The sequence below is a fragment of the Pseudomonas putida genome, from assembly GCA_041071465.1.
Lineage (GTDB): Bacteria > Pseudomonadota > Gammaproteobacteria > Pseudomonadales > Pseudomonadaceae > Aquipseudomonas > Aquipseudomonas putida_P.
The window spans coordinates 287,137-303,576 of record CP163498.1; the positions used below are offsets into that span (position 1 = coordinate 287,137).

Consider the following 16,440-nt stretch of genomic DNA (forward strand, 5'->3'; position numbering starts at 1 on the left):
CCTCGTAGGAGCGGCTTTAGCCGCGAAGAGGCCGGCCCGCTTAACGCATCATCCCGGCCAAACGCTGCGCACTGCCACAGGCCAAGGTGAACCCCAACGCCCCATGCCCAGGTTCAGCCACAGGTTGCGGTACACCGTCCCACCTATGATCGGCACGCCGGTAGGTGTCGCTGGTCGCATCCCCGCCCACTCCACCGCCTGGCCATAATCCGCCGCCCTCGGCAGCGTCTCCAGCGCCAGCCGCCGCATGCTCTGCAAACGGCGCATGTCCACCGACTCGTCGAAGCCGACAATGTCCACCATCGCCGCTACCCGCAGCTGCTGCCCCAGGCGTGCATAGACGATTTTGCGCTCATAGTCGGTAAGGCTCACCTCCGGGGGCAGGTGCCCGGCGCTGATCGGTGCGGTCAGGCTGTAGCCCTTCAGCGGGTAAACCGGTATCTGCACCCCCGGTAATGCCAAGCCTGGGCCGCGATGCCCAGCACACAGCACCAACTGCTCCACGTCCAGCTGCTGATCGCCCAGTTGCAGTGCCACGACCTGGCCCTGGCGCTGAACCAATTGCGTCACTGGCCGGCCAAGCAGGAAACGGCACTGGCCCGACGCACGCAACAGCGCCTCCAGCCGCAAGCAAAACACGTGGCAATCGCCAACCTCTTCGCCCGCCGTGAACACGCCCCCCACAAACGGTGCGCCATCCAGGGCAGGCTCCAGCCCGCGCAGCTCGGCAGCCGCCAGCACCTGCTGACTGGCTGGGTCCGTCAACTGTTCCCGGCCTTTGGCATAGGCCCGTTCACTGCGAAAAGCCACCAGCTTGCCATTGCGCCGCCAGGCGAAATCCCCCAGGTTCTGGTGTTCGCGCCACTGCGCCAAAACGGCCTGGCTGTACAGCGCCAGCTCAAGCAAGTGCCCGGCATTACGGCGATTGACGCTACGCCTGCAAGCCAGGGTGAATGCCAGCAGCCAGCGCCACTGGGCCGGGTCCATGCGCAAGCGCAAGCGCAATGGCGACTCGCCCTGCAACAGCCAGCCCAGCGCCTGCCACGGCACCCCGGCATCAGCCAGCGGCGCCACATAGCGATAGGACAATTGCCCGCCATTGGCAAAGCTGGTGGCCGACGCCAGGCTGTCGCGGGCCTCGATCAGGTCAACCGACCGCCCTTCCCGAACCAGCGCGTAAGCCGTCGCCAGGCCCACCACTCCGCCACCGACCACCGTTACCTGCTGCTTCATCGCTCATCCCTGTTCCGGCTTCCTTGCCAAACAGTACCAGCGGATCAGGTCGGGCAGCTATGCGCACCGTCATTCAGGCCCTGACGCACATTGCGGCTCAGCAGGCTGGCCTTGCCATCGTGCCAGGTCAGGGTCAGTACGTAGAGGGTGTCGAAGTCTTCGCCGCTCCAGTCCTCGGTGATCACCCGCTCCTCCCCCAAGGCCTTGCCGGCCACCGTGTTGATCAGTTCCGGCAGGTAGCCGTGGGACCAGGCGGTATAGATGGTCGCATTGCGGTATTTGTCGCTCAGCAACTCATCGGCCAGTTCAGCGGTGTCGTTGGCGCCGTAGTCGATATTCACCGGTAAGCCGAGGCGGATGGCACTGGGGGTGATGGTCATCAATGGGCGGATGTAGCTGTAGCTTTCATCCCGGCTGCCTTCCTCGACATGCCGCGTGGGGTTGGCGGCAAACACATAGTCGGCCTTGCCGAAGCGCTCGGGCAGTACAGTGGCCAGGTCCAGCGCACGGTTGAGGCCCTGGCAATTCAACTGCCCGAGCCCCTCGCCCGGCTTCTCGCCATGACGCAGAAACACCAGGGTCTGGGTGCCATCCACCGGTCGTGCCCGGCTTTCGACAGCCTCCAGCGCCAATGGTACGGCGACGGCTGTGAGCACCAGGCTCAGCAGCAAGTGGCGGCGACGACGGAAGAATGTTGGCAACTTCATCAAGGCAGGCTCGTGTGGCAGAGAAAATCGGGTTTACCCGCCACATCGCCCGGCCAGTTGCAGGGCGCCCGTGTAGTGAATGCCATCCCTGGCAACGCGTCAGGGTCAGAGTGCCCCGAACCCGTTTGGTTCCTCCCTGGAGGTGGATGCCGTTCCCTAGGCAAGGCCTAGATTAGGGGCTGGGTGTTGCGCAATTGTGTAAGGTGCAAGAACCTCGGGTTGCAACGTGCCCACTCAATCATCCCGCGTGAGCACTTCCAGCAGTTCAATCTCGAAGGTCAGGTCCGAATTCGGCGGGATCGCCCCCACGCTGCGTTCGCCATACCCCAGGTGCGCCGGTACCAGCAGCTTGCGCTTGCCACCTACGCGCATGCCCATCAGGCCTTGATCCCAGCCTTTGATTACCCTGCCGGTACCGATCACGCACTGGAACGGCTTACCGCGCGACCAGGACGAGTCGAACTCGCTGCCATCGGCCAGCCAGCCGGTGTACTGGGTGGTGATCAGGGCACCTTTGACGGCGGCTTTGCCATCACCCTCGACCAGGTCGATGATCTGCAGTTCTTGGCTCACGGGTACACTCCAAACGCTGAAAAACAAAACCGCCCTTTTCTCAGGAATGCACCGGTTTGGCAAGTTCAGGCAGAAATGTCCGGAGGCATTCACCACGGAATGCCTCCGGACAAACATGACGTTGAATCAGCTGTTCTGCTCGAACACCTCTTGGCCGGACAGCTCCTTGGTCTGATTGGCGAAGCAGTACCACGCGGGCTTCTGTTCGACGAAGATCTGCAGGTCGAAATCCCAGGCTTGGTCGCCATCGAGCAGGCCGACCGGCACGGCATGGAAGTCGTTGGCCTTGAGCCGGTAGTACAGGTGCGTACCACAGCGGCCACAGAAAGCACGCTGGGCCCAGTCGGACGAATCATAGACGCTGGGCGCACGCCCTTCGATCAGCGGAGGCTTGCTGCAGTGCACCACCAGCAGCGGGCCGCCGGTCCACTTGCGGCACATGCTGCAATGACAAGCGCTGATATGGGTATTGTCGACGGTGACCGTCAGCCGCGTGTCGCCGCACAGGCAGGTGCCTTGTTTTTCCAGGGCCATGGGTGGCTCCTCGAATGCAAAGATGGGCCTGCAATTATAGAAGCCCGCCGCGAAAGCCGCTTGCTTGCTGCTTTTGTACTCTGCAAGACAGCGCAGCCCAAAAGGGCTGGCTGTCTGCTACAGGGCATCGCACTCACGGCTAGATGTACGCCGTACCACGCAGGTACAACGCCGCCCGCCCACTGATGATTACGCGGCCATTGCCCGGCACTTCGCACTGCAACTGCCCTTTGCGTGCCCCGCCCTGCTCGCAGCTCAGCACGTTCTTGCCCAGCCTCTGGGCCCATACCGGTGCCAGCGAAGTGTGCGCCGAGCCGGTTACCGGGTCTTCATTCACCCCAACCCGCGGGCCGAACCAGCGGGTGACGAAGTCAAAGCCACGCCCTGCCGCGGTCACGGCAATGCCACGGACGTCGAAGGCCGACAGCGCAACAAAGTCGGGTTTCAACGTTTCGAGCAGCATGGCGTCATCGATCACCACCACATAATCGTCGCTACGGTACACCGCCTTCGCCTGGCTCAAGCCCAGCGCCTGCAGTAGGCCCGCCGGCGTGTCCACCGCTACGGGTTGTTTGGCCGGGAAGTCCATGGCCAGCAGGCCATCAGTGCCGCGGCTGACGCGCAGCTCGCCACTGCGGGTGTTGAAGCGCAGTACTTGCGCCTGCTCACCCAGTTGCTCGAACAGCACGTAAGCCGAGGCCAAGGTAGCATGGCCGCACAGGTCGACTTCCACGGTGGGGGTGAACCAACGCAGGTCGAACGTTTCGCCTTTGCGCACGAAGTAGGCTGTTTCTGACAGGTTGTTTTCTTCAGCGATGCGCTGCAGCACATCGTCCGGCAGCCAGCTTTCCAGCGGGATCACTGCGGCCGGGTTGCCACCGAACGGTTCAGTGGAAAAGGCATCGACCTGGAAGATTTCGAGTTGCATGCACACACTCCTTGTTACCTGGGCGCTGCCAGGCAGATATCTGGAAAAGGGCTACGGGCGTACCGGGGTCAAAACTGGCTCACCGGCAAAGAACGCCTGCAGGTTGCGCAGCACCAAGGCCACCGTGTCGCGCGCAGCTTCTGGCGATTGGCCAGCCACGTGGGGTGTGAGCACAGTGTTGGGCAAGGCCTTGAGTGCATCGGGCACTGCTGGCTCGTCATCGAAAACATCCAGCGCGGCGCCAGCCAGCTGGCCACGCTGCAATACGGCAATCAGGGCCTGCGTGTCGACCACGCTGGCACGGGCGATGTTCACCAGATAGCCTTCAGCGCCCAGGGCCTGAAGGACGTGGGCATCGACCAGATGCCGGGTGTTGGCGCCACCGGGGGTGGCCACCACCAGGATGTCGACGGCTTCAGCCAAGTGCCGAGGGCTGTCGTACCAGGCATAGGGCACATCCTGGCGTGGTGTGCGGCTGTGGTAGCTGACGGGCATGTCGAAGCCCAAGTGGGCCCGCTTGGCGATCGCCAGCCCCACTGCGCCGAGGCCGAGAATGCCCAGGCGTTTGCCACTCACCGAGGGGCTGATCACCCGGTTCCATTCACCGCGCCGCGTGCTGGCATCGGCACGAGGAATGTCGCGCAGCAGCGCCAGCAGCAGGGCCAGGGTGTGGTCGGCGACGGCTGCGGCATTGGCCCCGGCGCCATTGGTGACGGTTATGCCGCGTGCGGCGGCGGCGGCCAGGTCGACCTGCTCGTAGCCGGCGCCGATCACGCAGATGATCTGCAATCTGGGTAATGCATCAATTTCGGTGGCGGATAGCCCCAGCGGCCCACGGGTGAGTACCGCATCGATTTCTTCGGCGTGGCGATGAATGGCATCGGCGCGCAGTTGCGGCGAAGGGGCACGGATCAGGTGGTAACCGGCCTGCTCCAGCATGGGCAGGTAATCGTCGACGGTTTCCACCAGTACCAGGACTGTCTTGCTCATGCCACCTCCGGGTGAATTCGAGGCGTCATTATGCGGAGTCACCGGCCGGTACAGTCAATGGAAATAACAAGGCAAAACTGTACTGTGCTGTTGCTGTTGCTGTTGCTGTTGCTGTTGATCTTGATCTTGATCTTGATCTTCGCGACTTCAGGAGGCCGAACGTAGGCCTTGCGGAGGGAGGTGACGGGCATGGATGCCCGTCAAGCGCTGGGCCCCAGGATGGGGCCTGCAGCGCGGTCCTCCCGGGAGCGAGGCCGAGAGAGGGGACCCGGAGCGCAGCGCAGGGGCCGGATGATGGGAGCGCAGCGTTTTTTGGTTACTTTTTGTCGCGTTTGACAAAAAGTGACTCGCCGTAAGGGCGAAAAGGTGAGTCAGCGTCGCCATCGCGAATGGACTGTTCGCTGAGTCAAAACAGACGAATTTGCTTCTTGCTTCTTGCTTCTTGCTTCTTGCTTCTTGCTTCTTGCTTCTTGCTTCTTGGATGTGGGCATTCACATCGAGTAGGTATTCATTCACGCACGTGGCGCATAGTCACCTTTCCGCCCTTACGGCGGGTCACTTTTTGTCAAACGCGACAAAAAGTAACCAAAAAACGCTGGCTCCTATCATCCGGCCCCTGCGCTACGCTCCGGGGTTCCCTCGCTACGGTCTTGCTCCCGGGAGTACGCGCTGCAGGCCCCATCCATGGGGCCTCAGCGCTTGACGGGCATCCATGCCCGTCACCTCCCTTCGCAAGCCCTGCGCTCGGCCTCCTGAAGTCGCAATCTGCGTCGCCTGAACTACCGCGCGCTTACAAGCAAAAGCAGAAGCAGAAGCAGAAGCAGAAGCAGAATAAGCAGATACAGAAACAGCGTTACTGCGCGAACGCGCGCCCTAACCCACCGGGTACACCACTGCTGTCAGTTTCCTGCCAAGGCCCATTCGGGCTCAACGACCAGCTCCAGCCGTTATCAAACCGATAGTACGTACGCTGCCGGTAGAAGGTATTGGGCTGCTTCTCCAACACATATACACCCAGCTTGGGATCCCAGTGACTTGCCCCGCCAGGCGGTGGCGCAAAGCTGGCCGAGGTGCGCGGCATGGGCTTGGGTATCGCCGCCGGCTTGCTCGGCGAAGTGGCAGGCTGCCTGCCCGGCAAGGGCTTGACCACCGGCCCCGAAGGCGGCACACGCTCGATCGGTGGCGCGGGCTGCTCGTACGGCTCATGCACCGTACACGCAGACAAACCCAGGGCCAAGGTAATCAGGGTCAGGCGGACGGTGCTGTGCATGGCATTGCTCTCTTACTGGTCTGGAGTGTCGATGGTCAGGCGCTGGGTAGCCTGGGTGGCGCTAGACAACGGCGCCCCCTGGCCAATCCACTCACCCTGGGTAGGCTGACCCGCGCGTGAAACACGTGCAACCAGTTGGACTTCGGCATACTGCGACAGTTTCATCTGCGGCATCATCGCATCAGCATCAGACAACTCCACCTCGATCGGCAACTGCGCCACGGTCACCCGCTTGGCCGCCAGCGGCATCGGCGGGCCATTGCTGGCGCGAGCGAAGATAAACACCGTGTCGTCCGGCTGAACCTTGTCCTTCAAGGCAGCCGCCAGTTCCACCCGCACTTTCAGGCGAGCCGCCACAGGTGCAGGCTCAGTAGCCTGCACTGGCGCGCCACCCACGCGCTCGGCGGCACGGTCGATCCCCCCTGCAACGCCGCTCGCGATGCATCACCTTCTGGCAACTGCGCCAGCAAGCGCTTCCAGTAGTCGATGGCTTCCTGATAGCGCTCGCCTTCAAACGCGGCAATACCGCGCAGGCCCAGGCTGGTCACCTCGTTGGGGTCCGCCTTCAGCGCTTCGTCAGTCAGCGCCTGCAATTGCGGGCTCCACTGCTTGTTGGCGGCAAAGTACTGGGCCTGGGCCCACTGCCCCAGCAGCTCGGGCTGGCGGCCAGCCAGGGTCACGGCCCGTTCGAACGTACGCGCGGCGTCGGCCGGGCGCTGCTCGGCCATGTAGGCCCGGCCAAGGAAATACATGGCCTCGGCCGAATCCGGCTGGGCCTGCACCACGCGTTCAAGGCGCGTGGTCATTTCTTCCATCGACTTGGGAGCCTCGGCAAACTCCTGGGTCAGCGCCACCTTGTCGGCCGCCCCGAAATGCAGGTACAGCCCCAGCGCCATCAGCGGTACCAGTACCGCAGCCAGCAGCGGCAGGGCCTTGCCCAAATGCCCCTGGCGCGGGGCCTCGGCGCCTTCGGTATCGGCCAGCAGCTCGCGGGCAGCCTCGTCCCGGCCCTTGGCCATCTGCGCCTCATCGAGCACACCGGCGGCTTGTTGGGCCGCCAGCTCGGCGACACGTTCCTGGTAAAGGGCCACGTTCAAGGCCGTGCGGTCTTCTTCCTGCTGGCGACGGCGGCCACGCAAGATCGGGAGCAGCAAAAAGCTGAGGGCAGCGAGCAGCAGAAGGCCCGCGCTAAGCCAGAATTCAATCATGGGTCTGTTCTTTTTCCAGCAGTTTGGCGAGACGCTCGCGTTCTTCGGCAGACAACTCATCGGCGCCCTGCACGGCCGTAGCACGGCGCCGGCGTACGATCACCGCCAGCACCACGAAGCCACCGGCCAGCAAGATCCCCGGGCCAAACCACAGCAGCCAGGTACGCCCGCTGAGCGCCGGCTTGTAGCGCACGAAGTCGCCATAGCGGTCGACCATGAAGTCGATGATCTGCTGGTTGCTCTGGCCTTCGCCAAGCATGCGGAAGATTTCTCGGCGCAGGTCGGCAGCAATCGGCGCGTTGGAGTCGGCAATATCCTGGTTCTGGCACTTGGGGCAGCGCAGTTCCTTGGTCAACTGTTGGTAACGCTCGCGCTCTGCCTCGTCGCGAAACTGGTAGGTGTCGATAGCCGCCTTGGCCACACCGGCCAGGCTCATGCCCAGCACCGCAGCTGCCAGCCAACGCCTCATGGCTTGGCCTCGTCAATCAGGCCCTGGTACAACGGCGCCAGCTGTTCACGCCAGACCGTGGCATCGACGATGCCGACGTGCTTGTAGCGGATGATGCCCTTGGCATCGATCAGGAAGGTTTCCGGCGCCCCATACACCCCAAGGTCCAGGCCCAGGCTGCCCTGTTCGTCACGAATATCCAGCTGATAGGGGTTGTGGAACTCGGCCAACCACTTCTGCGCGGCGGCGTTGTCATCCTTGTAGTTGACCCCATGGATCACCACCCCCTGCTGTGCCAGCTGGTTCAGGTACGGGTGCTCGACCTTGCACGACGGGCACCAGGTGGCCCACACGTTGACCAGTGCCGGGCGCCCCTGCAAGTCGGCCTGAGTCAGGTGCGGTCCCCCTGTGTCGACGCCAGGGAAAACGCCGGGAACGGTTTGCCGATCATTGCCGAAGGCAGCTCGTCGGGCTTGAGGAAAAGCCCCTTGTAGAGGAACACCGCCACCAGCAGGAATACTGCAAGGGGCACAACCATGATCCAACGCTTCATGCAGCTGCTCCAGACACGCCCAGGACATCACGCACCCGGGTCTTGACCTTGACGCGGTAGCGCCGGTCGAGGGCCGCCAGCAACCCGCCCAGGCCGGTCAGCAGACCGCCCAGCCAGATCCAGCGGACGTAAGGCTTGATATGCACACGTACTGCCCAGGCGCCGTTCTCCAGCGGCTCGCCGAGGGCGACGTACAGGTCGCGGGTAAAGCCGGCGTCGATGCCGGCTTCGGTCATCATCGACTGCTGCACGGTGTACAGGCGCTTCTCCGGGTGCAGGGTGGTCACTTCACGGCCATCGCGGCTGACCACCACGGTGCCCTTGTCGGAGATGAAGTTCGGCCCTTCGAAGTGCCGGGCCCCCTGGAACAGGAAGTGGTAACCGCCCAGCTCCACGCTCTCGCCCGGTGCCATGCGCAGGTCGCGTTCGGCGCTGTTGTTGCTCGACAGCACCACGCCCAGCGCGCACACCGCCAGGCCCAGGTGCGCCAGCTGCATGCCCCAGTAGCTGCGACCCAGGCCAGGCAGGCCCTTGAGCAGGCCTTTGTGACGGGTCTTGTCGAGAATGTCGCGCAGCCCGCCAAGCACCACCCAGGCGGCCAGGGCGAAGGCGGTCAGGGTCGGCCAGTCGAAGTCGTCGACGATAAAGCCTGCCACCGGCGCGAGGATGGCGCTGCCGAGCAGCACCGGGGTCATCATGCTGGCCAGCCATTTGCCGGGGGTGTCTTTCCAGCGCACCACCACGCCCACGCCCAGCACCACCATCAGCAGTGCCATCAGCGGCAGGAACAAGGCGTCGAAATACGGTGGGCCGACCGACAGCTTGGCACCGGTCAACGCATCGAGCACCAGCGGGTAGAGGGTGCCGAGCAGAATCATCGAGGCCGCCACTACCAGCACCAGGTTGTTGGCCAGCAGCAGCGTCTCGCGCGACCACAGGGCAAAGCCGACCTGGCTCTTGACCACCGGTGCGCGCAAGGCGAACAGAGTGAGCGAACCACCGACCACGAACAGCAGGAAGATCAGGATGAAAATGCCCCGCGACGGGTCGGCGGCAAACGCATGCACCGAGGTCAGGACACCGGAGCGCACCAGGAAGGTACCCAGCAGGCTCAGCGAGAACGCGGCAATCGCCAGCAGCACGGTCCAGCTCTTGAATACCCCGCGCTTCTCGGTCACCGCCAGCGAGTGGATCAGCGCCGTACCCACCAGCCAAGGCATGAACGAGGCGTTTTCCACAGGGTCCCAGAACCACCAGCCACCCCAGCCCAGTTCATAGCAGGCCCACCACGAACCCAGGGTAATGCCGACACCGAGGAAGGCCCAGGCAACGATGGTCCAGGGCCGCGACCAGCGCGCCCAGGCGGCGTCCAGGCGGCCACCGAGCAAGGCGGCGATGGCGAAGGCGAAGGCCACCGAGAACCCGACGTAGCCCATGTACAGCATCGGCGGGTGGACGATCAGGCCAAAGTCCTGCAACAGCGGGTTGAGGTCGCGGCCATCGGTCGGCACCTGCGGCAGCAGGCGCTGGAACGGGTTGGAGGTGATGATCAGGAAGCTCAGGAAGCCCACGCTGATCATGCCCATTACCGCCAGCACGCGGGCCAGCATCACCTGCGGCAACTGCCGCGAGAACACCGATACGGCGAAGGTCCAGCCGCCGAGGATCAGCGCCCACAGCAACAGCGAACCTTCGTGCGCCCCCCACACGGCACTGAACTTGTAGTACCAGGGCAAGGCGCTGTTGGAGTTGCTGGCCACATAGGCGACCGAGAAGTTGTCGGTCATGAAGGCATGGGTCAGGCAGGCGAAGGCAAAGGCCAGGAAGGCGAACTGCCCCCAGGCCGCCGGCCGCGCCAGGCTCATCCACAGGCTGTCGCCACGCCAGGCGCCGAGCAGCGGCACGCTGGCCTGCACGGCAGCAAAGCAGATGGCCAGGATCATCGCCAGCTGGCCGAGTTCGGGGATCACCAGCGCCGCGTTCATGGCCTGGCCTCCCCGCCGCTGGCGGCCTGGCCGCTTTCCTTCAGGGCCTTGGTAACCTCGGGCGGCATGTACTTCTCGTCGTGCTTGGCCAGTACTTCATCGGCCACCACCACGCCATCGGCGTTGAGCTTGCCGAGGGCGACGATGCCCTGCCCTTCGCGGAACAGGTCGGGGAGGATGCCACGGTAGGTGATCGGCACCGACTTGTTGAAGTCGGTGACCACGAAGCGCACGTCCAGCGAATCGGACGAACGCTGCACCGAACCTTTCTCGACCATGCCGCCGGCGCGGATGCGGGTGTCCAGCGGCGCTTCGCCGTTGGCGATCTGGGTCGGGGTGTAGAACAGGTTGATGTTCTGCTGCAATGCGCTCAAGGCAAAGCCGACGGCAACCCCGACGCCGACCAGCAGGCCGACGATGAGCAACAGGCGTTTCTTGCGCTGCGGATTCACTGGTTGTTCTCCCGGCGCAAACGGCGCGCCTCATCTTGCAGGTAGCGACGGCGGGCCAGCACGGGCGCGGCGACATTCAGCGCCAGCACTGCCAGGCAGATGCCATAGGCCGTCCACACGTACAGGCCATGGTGGCCCATGGCGAGAAAGTCACCGAAAGTGGCGAAACTCATTGTGCGGCCCTCCGCCCCAGGCTGTTCAATACTTCGTCCTTGACCCAACTGGCGCGCGCTTCGCGCTTGAGCACTTCAAGGCGCATGCGCAGCAACAGCACCGCGCCAAAGAAGCAGTAGAAGCCCAGCGCCGTGCACAGCAGCGGCAACCACATTTCTGCGGGCATCGCCGGCTTTTCGGTGAGGGTGAAAGTGGCGCCCTGGTGCAGGGTGTTCCACCACTCCACCGAGTACTTGATGATCGGGATGTTCACCACGCCGACGATCGCCAGTACCGCACAGGCCTTGGCTGCACTGTCACGATTACTGATTGCCTGGCCCAGCGCAATAATGCCGAAGTACAGGAACAACAGGATGAGCATGGACGTCAGTCGGGCATCCCAGACCCACCAGCTTCCCCAGGTGGGCTTGCCCAGATGGCCCCGGTGACCAGCGCCACCGCGGTCATCCAGGCGCCGATGGGGGCGGCGCATTGCAAGGCGACGTCGGCCAGTTTCATCTTCCATACCAGCCCCACCACCCCGGCCACTGCCAGCAGCACGTAGCAGGACTGCGCCAGCATCGCCGCCGGCACGTGGATGTAGATGATGCGGAAGCTGTTGCCTTGCTGGTAGTCCTGGGGGGCGAAGGCCAGGCCCCAGGTGATGCCGACCAGCAGCAGGAGCACGGCAGCGCCGGCAAGCCACGGCAGCATGCGGCCGCTGATGGCATAGAACCATTTGGGGGAGCCCAGCTTGTGGAACCACGTCCAGCTTATTTTCATCAGGGTACATCCAGGGTATTGGCCGGGCTTGAAAGCCCGGGACTCGTTATTCGCCGACGCTGATCTTCAGGCCGGCCGCTATCGCAAAGGGTGCCAGGGTCACGGCCAGGGCCGTCAGGCTGGCGAGCCAGAGCAGGTGGCCGGTTGCCGGCATATTCTGCAACGCCGCTTGCAACGCACCACTGCCCAGGATCAATACAGGGATATACAACGGCAGAATCAGCAATGCCAGCAGCAAACCGCCGCGTTTCAGACCGACTGTCAGCGCCGCGCCCACCGCCCCCAGCAGGCTCAGCACCGGCGTGCCCAGCAGCAGGGAACCGAGCAGCACCGGCAGGCAATGGCTCGGCAGCCCCAGCATCAGTGCCAGCAGCGGCGCCAACAATACCAGCGCCAGCCCGGAAAAGATCCAGTGCGCCAGCACCTTGGCCAGCACCAGCAGCGCCAACGGGTGCGGCGACAGCACCCACTGTTCCAGCGAGCCGTCCTCGAAATCGCTGCGGAACAGGCCGTCCAGCGACAACAGCACCGCCAGCAGTGCCGCCACCCAGACCAGGCCTGGCGACAAGGTTTGCAACAATTGGCTTTCCGGGCCGACTGCCAGCGGGAACAGTGCAACCACTATGGCGAAGAACACCAACGGGTTGGCCAGCTCGGCCGGGCGGCGGAACAGCAGGCGCGCTTCGCGGCGCAACAACAGGATGAATACGCTCATGCCGCCCATTGCCCAGGTTCAGTTCACGGTAACCGGAGGGCTTGCGTTCCAGCGTGTGGTGGGTGGTCAGCACTACCGTGCCGCCCTGCTCGCAGTGGGCCGCCAGGTGCGCCTCGAGCTGCGCCACGCCCTGCTTGTCGAGGGCGGTGAAGGGTTCGTCGAGGATCCACAGCGGCGGGCTGGCCAGGTACAGCCGGGCCAGGGCCACGCGGCGCTGCTGGCCGGCAGACAGGGTGTGGCAGGGCACGTCTTCGAAACCACGCAGGCCGACGGCCGCCAGTGCCGCCCAGATCGCCTCGCGGCTGGCCGGCTGGTGCAGGGCGCACAGCCAGGTGAGGTTCTCCTCGGCGGTGAGCAGGTCCTTGATGCCCGCTGCATGGCCGATCCACAACAGGATGCTGGCCAGGGCGTGGCGCTGTTCGGCCAGTGGCTTGCCGCCCAGCAGGATCTGCCCGGCCGTCGGCTGCATCAGGCCGGCCAGCAAGCGCAGCAGGCTGGTCTTGCCGCTGCCGTTGGGGCCGCTGATCTGCAGCATGTCGCCGGGCCGCAGCTCGAAAGCGAGGTGCTCGAACAGCAGGCGCCAGTCGCGCTCGCAGGCCAGGCCCGCGGCTTGGAGGTGAAGGGTCACGGTTTCGCCTTATCTTTGTAGGGCTGAGGTCGGCGTCGCCTGCTTCGCGGGTAAACCCGCTCCCACAGGTTCAACGCAGGGTTTGAAAGCTGCGCAAACCCTTGTAGGAGCGGGTTCACCCGCGAAGCAGGCGACGCCAACCTCTAGCCCTGTATCTCAAGTCGCCCCCTCGCTGCCGTTATACTGGCAACGACGGACGGCCGGCATTATTACACGCGCCGCCGCGCTGCCAAGAGGGCGGGTTCGACAGGTTGTATACAATCATGACTGAAATCAATAGTCTCGCCGCACAATCCCTCGCGGCGAGCATGCCGGTGTACTGTCTCCCGGCCAATAAATACATACCTCCAGATCTGTCGCCCCGGGCTCGACCATGCCAACTCCTTCACATGGCAGGTCCAAGACATGACAACTCATTTGCACCCATCAGCGGCCCAACACACGCGCAAATACCTCACCCTGATTCCTCGTCCAGATCGAGTCGCCGCCGAAAAAATAAGGCAGTGGTACAAGACTCAGGAAACCGATCTCGATCCCGACACCACATTGGCAGTTACCTTGCACTACAAGCCCAACCCCGAGGGGGGCTGGCTAGCCCAAGTGGTTGAGCAAATTCCGCTCAGTCAGGCCCTGTTGTCCAAATGGCAAGATCAATCCAATAGCGTGGAGAACATTTCACTTGCCCCCCTTCTCCGCCCCACGGCCCTAGTCGCCCTTGACCTCATAGGCCTTTTCAAGGAATGGAGCCTTACGCAGGAAAGCTGGTCTCAGGCCTTTTCCGATGGTCACGTGCATATCGTCGATCGACTCCCCCCAGGCGGCCTCTTTGGCGAGATCGAAGACCATTTGGTGTATCAAGGGCTCTTCCGGAAGACCGAGCCCATGCAATACAACCGCCAGACGCAGATCATCACCGACACGCAAGCGTTTCAACAATTCATCTGGAATTTGAGCTTTCATGACGAGTTCATCACCCAATTGAACGACTATTGGCTGCACCAATTTGACGATTTCGCCATGCTGGCACGCGTAAACTTCATCGCCGCCTGCAACAAGCAGGTCGAGGAAGGTAGCCTGAGCCAAGCGGGGTGCGAGCTGGCCTGGCGCTCGGCCGGTATCGCCAACGACGATGACTCGCAAACCGCGCATGACGGCCAGGTTGAGGCACGCATGCTCAACTTCTATGGCTATGTCGCTACGGATATTCCTTGCCTCACTGATCGGGCCTCAGGCCTGACCCTGCTCTATATACCTGGCAACTCTTCGCCAGTGCATGAGTTTGCCAACCAGGGCGCAATGAAAATCTGGTTGGTAGAGCAGTGCAAGGATGCCGAAAAGTGCAAGGCGTTGATGGCGCATTTCCGTCTCGAAGACCTGCAAAGCGGGCTTAGCTACTCAGGGTTGCAAGCCACGCTCGAAGGGTTGGGCAATTACCAGGGCACGCGCTACCTGTACATTGACAATCTGATCGTGCCAGCGCGCGGCTGGTCCCCCCAGTACATCAACTACAAGGTCGAGACCTACAGCCCGGTGATAGCGGGCAGCCTGTTCGACCATATCGCCTTGCGGCACAAACAGCGCAGCTACGAAGATGCACAGTTTTTGATCACCAGCAATAGCGACCTCATCAAGGCCAAATGGCGAGGTTATCTCAACCTTACGCTGACTCTGCTCGCGCCCCTGTCGCTTCTGGTGCCCGGGCTGGGATGGCTGGTTGCTGTTGGTGGCATCGCGCAGTTCGGCGTTGGGCTTGATGAAGTGATCAATGGCAGGAACCTGCAAGAGAAACTGGATGGCGTCACCAACATTGCATTCGGTGCACTGTGTGCCGCGCCGCTGCTCGGAGAGCTGAGAGCCGGCAGCCAACAACTGTTCCGGGCACAATACGACGGTTTTGTTGCCCCTCGCAGGATAAATGGCCAGATCGGCTACCCGCTCAGCCCAACCCGGCCACCAAGACCCCGCTGGGGTGGTAGAAACTTTCAGGCGTACTTCGAGCAGCCGGTGCCGGTCGAACCGCTCCCCCTCATGCAGGCGAAACAGTAATCCGCCGGCAAACCACCCATGCGGGCATGGACACGCTGATAGATGTGCATAATCCGGAAACGGACTTTGTCTACGACCTGAATGCCGACGCGTTTGTCAGGTCAAGCGATGTGGGTGAAGCTGCACCCACCCGCTTCATCGCCGAGAACGCTAGGTTGCGCACATACCAACCGGCATTCAACGGCCCTCGCGACGTTAGCAACGCCATGCGCGAAAGCACGCTGCGCAGTCTCGGTATAGAACTCCCGCTCCCCGTCGAAGTGCCGAGGGTCACCCACGTAAATCAGCTGCCTATCCCCAAGAGAGTGATCCATCTATGGCCCAGCGGTGATCCCATCTCGCCGGCGTCGCTCGCGCATGTCAGCCGCAATTCCAGGCTGCTCAACGAGAGCGGCTTTGCTCATGTTCTTTACCTGTCCAACGCAAACTATGACGCCTTCGTCATGAATAGCCGCGCCTTGGCCCGCGTCGCTCCCGACCTGCAGGTATTGCCCCTCGAACACCAAGGTTTCTACCGCGAAATGGGGTACTCCAAGCGCTATTACGATGCCGCCATGGAGGGACCGGAGCGCGGGTCCTCACACATAACCGCAGCCAATGACATATTGAAATACCATGCGCTCTATCACGAAGGCGGCTTGTACATGGATATCAACAATGACATGCTGGCACCGTCTGATCATCCTGCGGCGGCAGGTATCGTCAATGCCCACGCACCCAGCGACTGGATCGGCAATGTGCCGTTGGAGGCATCGCCCGAGGGCCTATTGCTCGAGCAGCCGAGCTCCAACCCATTCAGAGGCGCGCATCAGCAATACAATACCAGCGTAATTGGCAGCCATCCCCGCAACCCGTCCTTGCGCAGGGTCATAGACGAAATGGAACGTCGGCTGGACACCCGCCCAGGATTCTTCAGCCAGAAACAGAACTGGCCGGCCCAAGGAGCCCGGGGCGCCAAGTACGCCACCTATGCCAAGGCGCTGAGTAACTTGACCGGTATTGAAATGTTCAATCACGTCGTTGACCGGGCCTTGCCTGCTTATCGGCAAATGAAACAGATATACAAGCTGCTCAGCTGCCCGCTGCTGGAGACACCTACGCTGCTGGGCGCGGACCTGAGGCCAGTGTCTGATGAAGAGCTGCAAGCCAGCCTCCAGTCACTGTTCCGCGTGAACCGAGTTGTGCGAGTGAACAACGGGTTCGCCTGGAGGAACCTGAATCACTGAGACAACGC

Annotated in this window: 13 protein-coding genes and 5 pseudogenes; 2 read left to right on the forward strand and 16 right to left on the reverse strand. The window is 62.9% G+C overall.

The features are described from left to right. Nucleotides 1-40: 40 nt before the first annotated feature. The 16 genes and pseudogenes from AB5975_01260 to ccmA form a co-directional block, all read right to left on the reverse strand. Nucleotides 41-1,233: pseudogene (locus AB5975_01260) on the reverse strand (D-amino acid dehydrogenase). 44 nt (nt 1,234-1,277) lie between these two features. Further along, nucleotides 1,278-1,940 carry a histidine phosphatase family protein gene (locus tag AB5975_01265; GenBank protein ID XDR20625.1) on the reverse strand — a complete coding sequence of 221 codons (663 nt, stop codon included), beginning with the start codon at nt 1,938-1,940 and terminating at the stop codon, nt 1,278-1,280. A 234-nt stretch (nt 1,941-2,174) separates the two neighbouring features. Beyond that, nucleotides 2,175-2,513: an FKBP-type peptidyl-prolyl cis-trans isomerase gene (locus AB5975_01270; protein XDR20626.1), complete on the reverse strand. Its 339-nt coding sequence runs from the start codon at nt 2,511-2,513 to the stop codon at nt 2,175-2,177. A gap of 126 nt (nt 2,514-2,639) precedes the next feature. Beyond that, nucleotides 2,640-3,047, reverse strand: a complete 408-nt coding sequence (locus AB5975_01275) for a GFA family protein (protein XDR20627.1) — start codon at nt 3,045-3,047, stop codon at nt 2,640-2,642. A gap of 139 nt (nt 3,048-3,186) precedes the next feature. Then, the gene (locus AB5975_01280) at nt 3,187-3,975 is read right to left on the reverse strand and encodes a PhzF family phenazine biosynthesis protein (GenBank protein XDR20628.1); all 789 of its coding nucleotides are present in this window, start codon (nt 3,973-3,975) and stop codon (nt 3,187-3,189) included. A 51-nt stretch (nt 3,976-4,026) separates the two neighbouring features. Beyond that, nucleotides 4,027-4,965 (reverse strand): 2-hydroxyacid dehydrogenase, encoded by a 939-nt coding sequence (locus AB5975_01285; protein ID XDR20629.1) that lies wholly within the window; start codon nt 4,963-4,965, stop codon nt 4,027-4,029. A gap of 853 nt (nt 4,966-5,818) precedes the next feature. Continuing rightward, the gene (locus AB5975_01290) at nt 5,819-6,235 is read right to left on the reverse strand and encodes a hypothetical protein (protein XDR20630.1); all 417 of its coding nucleotides are present in this window, start codon (nt 6,233-6,235) and stop codon (nt 5,819-5,821) included. A gap of 12 nt (nt 6,236-6,247) precedes the next feature. Continuing rightward, nucleotides 6,248-7,443: pseudogene (gene ccmI, locus AB5975_01295) on the reverse strand (c-type cytochrome biogenesis protein CcmI). Beyond that, nucleotides 7,436-7,912, reverse strand: coding sequence for a cytochrome c-type biogenesis protein (locus AB5975_01300; protein ID XDR20631.1), 477 nt, complete (start codon nt 7,910-7,912; stop codon nt 7,436-7,438). The pseudogene ccmI and the gene AB5975_01300 overlap by 8 nt, the downstream one beginning before the upstream one ends. After that, nucleotides 7,909-8,444 (reverse strand): annotated as a pseudogene (locus AB5975_01305) (DsbE family thiol:disulfide interchange protein). Before AB5975_01305 ends, AB5975_01300 begins: the two are co-directional and overlap by 4 nt. Continuing rightward, the gene (locus tag AB5975_01310) at nt 8,441-10,414 is read right to left on the reverse strand and encodes a heme lyase CcmF/NrfE family subunit (protein XDR22894.1); all 1,974 of its coding nucleotides are present in this window, start codon (nt 10,412-10,414) and stop codon (nt 8,441-8,443) included. Before AB5975_01310 ends, AB5975_01305 begins: the two are co-directional and overlap by 4 nt. Nucleotides 10,415-10,425: 11 nt before the next feature. Then, nucleotides 10,426-10,881: a cytochrome c maturation protein CcmE gene (gene ccmE / locus AB5975_01315; protein XDR20632.1), complete on the reverse strand. Its 456-nt coding sequence runs from the start codon at nt 10,879-10,881 to the stop codon at nt 10,426-10,428. Then, entirely contained in the window at nt 10,878-11,054 is a 177-nt protein-coding gene (gene ccmD / locus AB5975_01320) for a heme exporter protein CcmD (GenBank protein ID XDR20633.1), read from the reverse strand. The genes ccmE and ccmD overlap by 4 nt, the downstream gene beginning before the upstream one ends. After that, nucleotides 11,051-11,817: pseudogene (locus AB5975_01325) on the reverse strand (heme ABC transporter permease). Before AB5975_01325 ends, ccmD begins: the two are co-directional and overlap by 4 nt. Before the next feature lie 46 nt (nt 11,818-11,863). After that, complete coding sequence (ccmB, locus tag AB5975_01330; protein XDR20634.1) at nt 11,864-12,532, reverse strand: heme exporter protein CcmB; 669 nt, start codon at nt 12,530-12,532, stop codon at nt 11,864-11,866. Between the two features lie 10 nt (nt 12,533-12,542). Next, nucleotides 12,543-13,160 (reverse strand): annotated as a pseudogene (gene ccmA / locus AB5975_01335) (cytochrome c biogenesis heme-transporting ATPase CcmA). A 405-nt stretch (nt 13,161-13,565) separates the two neighbouring features. On the opposite strand from ccmA, the gene AB5975_01340 reads away from it, so the two are divergent. Together AB5975_01340 and AB5975_01345 are read left to right on the forward strand one after the other, a co-directional pair. Next, nucleotides 13,566-15,206, forward strand: a complete 1,641-nt coding sequence (locus AB5975_01340; protein XDR20635.1) for a DUF6543 domain-containing protein — start codon at nt 13,566-13,568, stop codon at nt 15,204-15,206. Between the two features lie 26 nt (nt 15,207-15,232). Next, nucleotides 15,233-16,432, forward strand: a complete 1,200-nt coding sequence (locus tag AB5975_01345) for a hypothetical protein (protein ID XDR20636.1) — start codon at nt 15,233-15,235, stop codon at nt 16,430-16,432. Nucleotides 16,433-16,440: the final 8 nt, after the last annotated feature.